This is a genomic window from Methanofastidiosum sp., from assembly GCA_020854815.1.
GTDB lineage: Archaea > Methanobacteriota_B > Thermococci > Methanofastidiosales > Methanofastidiosaceae > Methanofastidiosum.
In genome coordinates this window covers 1-6,465 of the sequence record JAHKLW010000013.1, presented here as the reverse complement: position 1 = coordinate 6,465, position 6,465 = coordinate 1, and the positions used below count along the sequence as shown (strand labels likewise).

The window sequence follows — 6,465 nt, the reverse complement described above, 5'->3', positions numbered from 1 at the left end:
TAAACGATGCACCTGCACTAAAAATGGCAGACATCGGTGTTTCTATGGGATTAATAGGAACTGATGTCGCAAGGGAAGCATCGAACATGATTTTAATGGATGATAATTTTAATACAATTGTCACTGCAATCCGTGAAGGGAGAAGAATATATGACAACATCAGAAAATTCTTAAGATTTCAGCTCTCCACAAACATAGGCGCCATAATCCTAATGTTCACTACAATCATGACGGGAGCTCCGCTGCCATTACTACCGGTACAGATACTATGGATCAACATCATAATGGACGGGCCACCGGCTGTCACCCTTTCAATGGAGGCGTTTCACGAAGGGCTCATGGAAAAACCTCCCAGAAAGAAGAACGCACCAATCCTCACAAGTCCGTTATATCTTTCGATGTTCATAGGAGGAATTGCTATGGGCCTCGGGTCGTATATACTGTTTTCCAATATTGGCGGCTCCATAGATTACGCAAGGACTGCGGCATTTACACTATTTGTCACATACCAGCTTGTTAATGTTTTGAACTGCAGGTCTTTTGATCAGTCCATTTTCAAAATTAATTTCTTTGAAAACAAAAATCTGCTTTTAGCAATAACTGCTTCATTTTTGCTTCAGATTGCCGTAGTCAACGTATCTTTCCTTCAGGGATTCTTCCATACAGTCCCGCTTTCACTAAAAGACTGGCTCATAATAGTGCCTTCAGCATTTACAATCTTAGTAGTCGATGAGGTAAGGAAATACCTTATCAGACGCTAAATGTAAATCTCAAACTCTTGACTTGATAAAAATGATAAAGCTCTTTCATCCTTTAGGATTTTGAAAGGGATAGATTTCATATTCTTTCCAATACCCTCTTTTTCATTTATCGTGTTTAGAAAAACAACAAGCGGGGTGGAGAACTGTCTCGCTCTAAGTGTGTACGCTCTATCACCTTCTATGAAGGTCTCCTTGTACTTTGAAACAAAGCTATCATAGTTAGCACGATCAAATACCTTTGGGCCGTAGTGCTTGACTATTGGAGAAAGAACGTACTTCTCTAGCTCAAACACAATCCCCGATAAACTCTCTTTTTTAAACAATCCGTATGATAGGGGCTTGAAATCATTTTTTTCAAGCATCGTGGATAGATACTTTGCACTCTTCCTTAGCTGAGGGAAGATAATATCGTCAAGAAACTCCCCTTCAAAAATAACTACGTAAACTTCAGAGTTTGGAAACTTTTTCTCAAAATATCTTTTCTTTTTATGGAAGAAATCAGCCGAAGGAGATTCCAAGAATATCCTCGAGTAGTGTATGAACTCTGATAATCTTTCAAGAGAAAGTGAAGAAGCAACATTTCTTTTTGGATCCACCGGGTCAATCACTACGAGAGGATCTTTAAAGTCGACTTTTTTTCCACTATTTTTTATATCTATATATTCCCCGTACTTCCACTCTGCTGCACTCTTTAGCACATCTTCAAAACTCTTGTAATGGATTATCAAAAGCTCACAGAGGTATCCTGCAAAACCCTGGATCTTCTGCTCTGATGAATAGACGCCAACACCCTTCATGAACTGCTTTAACAGGCGGACATCATTTCTAAGCTTACCTATATTCTCCTTGACAAATCTTGTGTGGTGTGGGGTCCTGTCAACAGCTGTGATTATTTCAATAGAGTCATAGCACGGCACAACGTCAATCTTAAACTCCTTGAACCTATTTATAGTGTAGGGATGATTTGCATAGGCAGTCTCAGAAGTGAACCCTTCGAGCTCAATTTTTCCTAAGACTAATCCCATCTTCTTTAGCTCTTCTAAGGGCGTAGATTTGTCAAACACAATAAAAATATCGAGGTCCCTGTCTTTCGAAATCCAGGTGTCCTTTGCAATTGAGCCTACCACCTCAACTCTTGCATTTATCTTTTCTCTTGATATCTTTTCAGTCAGGTGTTCTACTATCTTATTTGTAATAGAGGTTACTTCCTTCCTTTCTCTATCACTTGGGACTATCTCTTTCAGAACATCTGCCTTAATCTCAGGAAACATTATACACTCTTTAGCTTAAATTCTTTTAAAGTTTCGTATATGGGCCCTTGCGGCGTAAGCGTGCTTTTCTTGAAGTTTATACTTGTTATTTGCTGGCGCCCAAAATCGTAATCCCTGTACTCATCAAGGACATTCAGAAGCGATTTTTTATTTAGGGAGCTTTTAACTCGTGAAACTGTGAGATGGGGTACAAACTTCCTGTCCTCTTTAAAACCCATTGTTTTCAGAGTTTCATCAATATCTTTTTGGATATAGACTATCTCTGGGGCATCCATACCTATCCATATGACCCTTAGATCAGAGATACTTGGGAAGAATCCAGTTCCCTTCAAATTGACTTCAAATGAGGAAAACTCAGATAGTGATGGAGAAAGTGACTCAACTATTCTTTTGTAAGAAGATTCGCCAATTTCTCCTAAAAACTTTAAAGTCAGGTGAAGATTTTCTTTCTCGACTATCTTCATCGGGCATGCAGAATTTTTTAAATTTGTCTGAAAAGACTTTACCTTATCCAATAAATCTTTTGAGGTGATATCCATCGAGATAAAACTTCTCATTTCTTCTTCTCCACAGGCATCTTCTCCCATGGGAATATTATCCATTTGTCTGTGTTAAAAACTGAATAATCTGGCTTTACAGCTGATATTGGCTTTGAGGCAACTACTGCAACTCTAAGCTCCTTTGGGGAGAGCCCTTCTATATACTCCTTGACAGCAACTAGCGTCCCGCCGGTGTCTGCAACATCGTCCACAAGGAGGATCTTTTTTCCAACGACATCCTCTTTTTTCAAGGGTAACGTGATCTTGGGTTTGTCGTCTCTAACCCCTATGTCCTTGTAGTATTTAGCTTCCATTAATAGTAGACGTTTATTGTCAAAGATATGGGAGATTCTGACTGCGGGTATCAATCCCCCTCTTGAGATGCCGACAATGACGTCAAAATCATAGTCCCTTCTTATGAGGTCACAGATTGTCCATATCGCCTCGTCTACCTTGCTCCACTCAAGATAAAGGATGTCCATAAAATCGCCTTACTTCAAAAATAAACCCAAGAACTTTCCGCCAGGGTATGTTATAGAATAGATGTCCTCTTCCTTTTTGACAAGGTTCGTGTTGACAAGCACCCTTAAGTTCCTCTTGACTTCTGCCTCTTCTATATCAAGAAACTCAGTTATCTTCTCAAGCTTTTTTTCCTTGTCCAAAAATTCCAAGATCTTGATTTTCAGTCTTGTCATGCCCTCGTCAGGAAACTTATATATCCTCATGAGGGACAAAATCTTTGACATCTCAATACCCTTTGGTGTCAAGAAATATTCTGTGGAATAGCCAAGGTCATTTTCTTTAATCATCTGAGACATCAATCTTTTCGATAAAAGTGCATTTATCGCAGAATTTAATGTCTTAGAATCACCGACCCCTTCCTTTTCTAAGTCATCATAGGTTCTAAAAGAAAGCTTCAGAGATCTTATTATCTGCATCTCTGTCCTAGTTAGAACACTCGTTTCCGGTATGTTTTCCACTCTATTATTAAAGCGCTCGAAACTTATAAAACTTACTAAGAAATAAAAAATTATTAATAAGAGTCGTCTAGCTCTTCACCCTCAATCATAAGCTCTTCCGATTCTTCATCGATTACTTCTGGAGGTGTTTTTCCCATCTTGATGACAAAGTCAGAAGTGTTTTGAAGTGCTATAGAAAATCCGGGCTCCGCCCCAATGACTATAGTTTCCCTTCCATGTTCCTTTGCCTTTGCAAGTATCGGTACAAAATCTGCATCCCTTGTTGCTATTGCCACAGTATTGATATTTTCGTTATAGATTATCTCCATAGCTTCAACACCCATCCTGACATCGATGTCGCCTGTAACAACAATCGCATCAAAGCCTTGATTGGCAATTGCCTCAATAAGACCATGGGGTGCAAATTGGTTCAATAGAACTTTTCCAATCCTTATGTCCCCCATATCTTCTAGAATCTTTTTTATATCCTCTAGATTAATGTCAAACTCTTTTCTCAATATATTGGGCCCATCAATTAGAAGGCCTATCATCCTGTCGGCCTTTCTTTTCTTCCTTGATATTGAGCCCATATAACGGCTAAAACCTCTCCCCACACTCGTAATTGACCTAAACCTTTCTACCATTACAACACCTACATTTGTGACAAATATTTACCGATGTAACATATTTATAATAGATTTGGAGTTTTTAAACTTATCCAATTATCTTCCAAATCTCCTGTTTCTTCGCTGAAAATCCCTAATAACCCTTAAAAAATCGATTTTTCTTATGAGAGGGAAGTAAATGTTTAAAAAAAATAGCTCTGAATATGCAGACTGAAATAAAAGGAAGTTACTGAGTCTTACCTCGCCACCAGTCCTTATGATTATATCGGGGTCTGGGAGCCCCTTTGTAAAGAGATTCTCACTAAGCAGCTTTGCGTCTATCTCCTCTGGGTCAATTGCACCGCCGTTAAAGTTGTCAAGTATATTTTTTATAGCCTCTATTATTTCCATCCTGCCGCCGTATGCGACACAGATGTTTAGCGTCATGTTGTCATATTTTTCTGTTGCAGACTCTCCTTCTTTTATAGCCTGCTTGACATTTTCAGGAAGCATAGTAATATTTCCTATTGCTTTGACCCTTACCCTGTTTTCAATTATTTTCTTGTTGGCCGCTGCTTCCTTGAACTTCCTTTCAAGCATACTCATTATGTAACTAACTTCTTCACTATCTCTCTTGAAGTTCTCAGTTGAAAAAGCGTATAGCGTGACCACTTTAATTCCAATCTCATTTGCCCAGTCCAAAAGCTCTTCAGCTTTTTTCATACCCATCTCATGACCGATATAAGTTGGGAGCCCTTTTGATACGGCATATCTCCTGTTGCCGTCCATAATAAGCCCTACGTGACTTGGAACTGTATCCTCCTTTATCTCGCCTATGAGCTTTTTTTCATAGACGCCGTAGGCAGGCCCTAAAATAAAATTGGGTATGTTTTTGAATAGTGAAGATATAAACATAGTAACCTGATCAATTTTTGTATTTCTTTATTAGATCGATATAAGCCTCGGCATTTTTCTTTATTCGCTCAATCGCCTTCTCATCTGTTCTTTTAATCACCATGGCAGGAACTCCAACAGCAACTGAATTGTCCGGTATATCCATGTTCTCACTTACTACTGCCCCGGCACCGATTATGCAGTTTTTCCCTATTATAGAGCCACTCAAAACTGTAGCATTTATACCTATAAGGGTGTTATCCCCAATGATAGATGCATGAACCACTGCACAATGCCCTATTACTACATTTTTTCCAATAATCGCTGGTTTTCCAGGGTCTGTATGTACAACAGCATTGTCCTGAACGTTACTCCCCTCACCGATCTCAATTCTATCAATATCTCCTCTTAATGCGGCAAACGGCCAGACGCTTGAGCCTTTTTCCATTTTCACCTTTCCGTTGACAAAGGCCTTTTCATGAATAAAAGCCTCGGGATGAATCTCCATCTCATCAGTTATCATGATTTTTATACACAAATAATTTAATATAAACCTTTTGATATTTCATTTAATGGAGATAGATGAGCTAAAGGTTAGGATAAAAAGGATAAGAGATGATATCGGTCAGGATACATCTACCGGACCCAGAATAAAATGGGTCAAGGATGATGATGTCCTTATTATCTGCGGCTATCACAGGTCAGACAAATCAATGCTTATAGGGCCTGGGGGATGGGTTGCCGGCAGGCTAAGTGAGGAGATTGGAAAACCTGTCACTGTTATTGAAAGCACTGAAGAGCTCGTGAGCGAGCTTAAGTTGATGGATTCTCTAAATACAATAGAGAAGCTGATTAAAAAAGCCACAGGGCAAAATAAAGAGATACTTGAATTCTTTAGGGATTATATCCAAAAGAAAAGAAAGACTATTGATAATGAAATCACAGTCGCTGTTTCATACTCGGGCGGGTCAGACAGCACCTCTACCCTTTATCTGTTAAAAGAGATGGGGTTTAAGGTAGTTGCACTCACATATTATCCCTCTGATATGATTGTCCCAAAGAGGACTAGATCAATAATCCAAAATGTTGTTAATCATCTCAACGTGCCGCACGAATACATAGAGGGCGACATCTCGGAGATTGTAAAAGGTGCACTTGAAGGGAGGTACCATCCTTGTGGCAGGTGCCACAAACACATGGAAGAAGTCATAATTGAGGCTACTAAAAAGCGTGGCATAAACGCTGTTGCATTTGGCGATCTTCTGCCTACAGGCTCCCAAACCATCCTAGTTAAAGATGGCATGATTCGAATTAATCTGCCTTCCTTATTAGCTCTCAAGAAGAAAGACATGAAATATATTTCTGGTAGAATACCCGGGTACGAGTCGCCAGGGTTTGGGTGTCCCTTGCTAAAGGAAGTTCACAGGTTGCATCCC

9 protein-coding genes are annotated in these 6,465 nt (G+C 39.4%); 2 read left to right on the top strand and 7 right to left on the bottom strand.

Features of this window, described 5'->3' with window-relative positions; translation table 11 throughout:
• On the top strand, positions 1-761 hold a 761-nt coding region (locus KO464_01335), incomplete at its 5' end, for an HAD-IC family P-type ATPase (GenBank protein ID MCC7572015.1).
• Here KO464_01335 and cca read toward each other — a convergent pair.
• The 7 genes from cca to KO464_01300 all read right to left on the bottom strand — a co-directional run bounded on the left by cca (position 758) and on the right by KO464_01300 (position 5,552).
• The gene (gene cca, locus KO464_01330) at positions 758-2,032 is read right to left on the bottom strand and encodes a CCA tRNA nucleotidyltransferase (protein MCC7572014.1); all 1,275 of its coding nucleotides are present in this window, start codon (positions 2,030-2,032) and stop codon (positions 758-760) included. The two genes, KO464_01335 and cca, sit on opposite strands and share 4 nt — an antisense overlap.
• Complete coding sequence (thpR, locus tag KO464_01325) at positions 2,032-2,619, bottom strand: RNA 2',3'-cyclic phosphodiesterase (GenBank protein ID MCC7572013.1); 588 nt, start codon at positions 2,617-2,619, stop codon at positions 2,032-2,034. The genes cca and thpR overlap by 1 nt, the downstream gene beginning before the upstream one ends.
• Complete coding sequence (locus KO464_01320; GenBank protein MCC7572012.1) at positions 2,586-3,053, bottom strand: phosphoribosyltransferase; 468 nt, start codon at positions 3,051-3,053, stop codon at positions 2,586-2,588. Before KO464_01320 ends, thpR begins: the two co-directional genes overlap by 34 nt.
• Before the next feature lie 9 nt (positions 3,054-3,062).
• Positions 3,063-3,551, bottom strand: a complete 489-nt coding sequence (locus KO464_01315) for a hypothetical protein (protein MCC7572011.1) — start codon at positions 3,549-3,551, stop codon at positions 3,063-3,065.
• Positions 3,552-3,604: 53 nt separating this feature from the next.
• Positions 3,605-4,120, bottom strand: a complete 516-nt coding sequence (locus tag KO464_01310; protein ID MCC7572010.1) for a TIGR00288 family NYN domain-containing protein — start codon at positions 4,118-4,120, stop codon at positions 3,605-3,607.
• A 132-nt stretch (positions 4,121-4,252) separates the two neighbouring features.
• A complete protein-coding gene (gene uppS, locus KO464_01305) occupies positions 4,253-5,050 on the bottom strand; it encodes a di-trans,poly-cis-decaprenylcistransferase (protein ID MCC7572009.1) in 798 nt (265 codons plus the stop codon).
• A 10-nt stretch (positions 5,051-5,060) separates the two neighbouring features.
• Positions 5,061-5,552: a gamma carbonic anhydrase family protein gene (locus KO464_01300; GenBank protein ID MCC7572008.1), complete on the bottom strand. Its 492-nt coding sequence runs from the start codon at positions 5,550-5,552 to the stop codon at positions 5,061-5,063.
• Between the two features lie 49 nt (positions 5,553-5,601).
• On the opposite strand from KO464_01300, the gene KO464_01295 reads away from it, so the two are divergent.
• The coding region (locus KO464_01295; GenBank protein MCC7572007.1) for a hypothetical protein at positions 5,602-6,465 on the top strand (864 nt) is incomplete at its 3' end.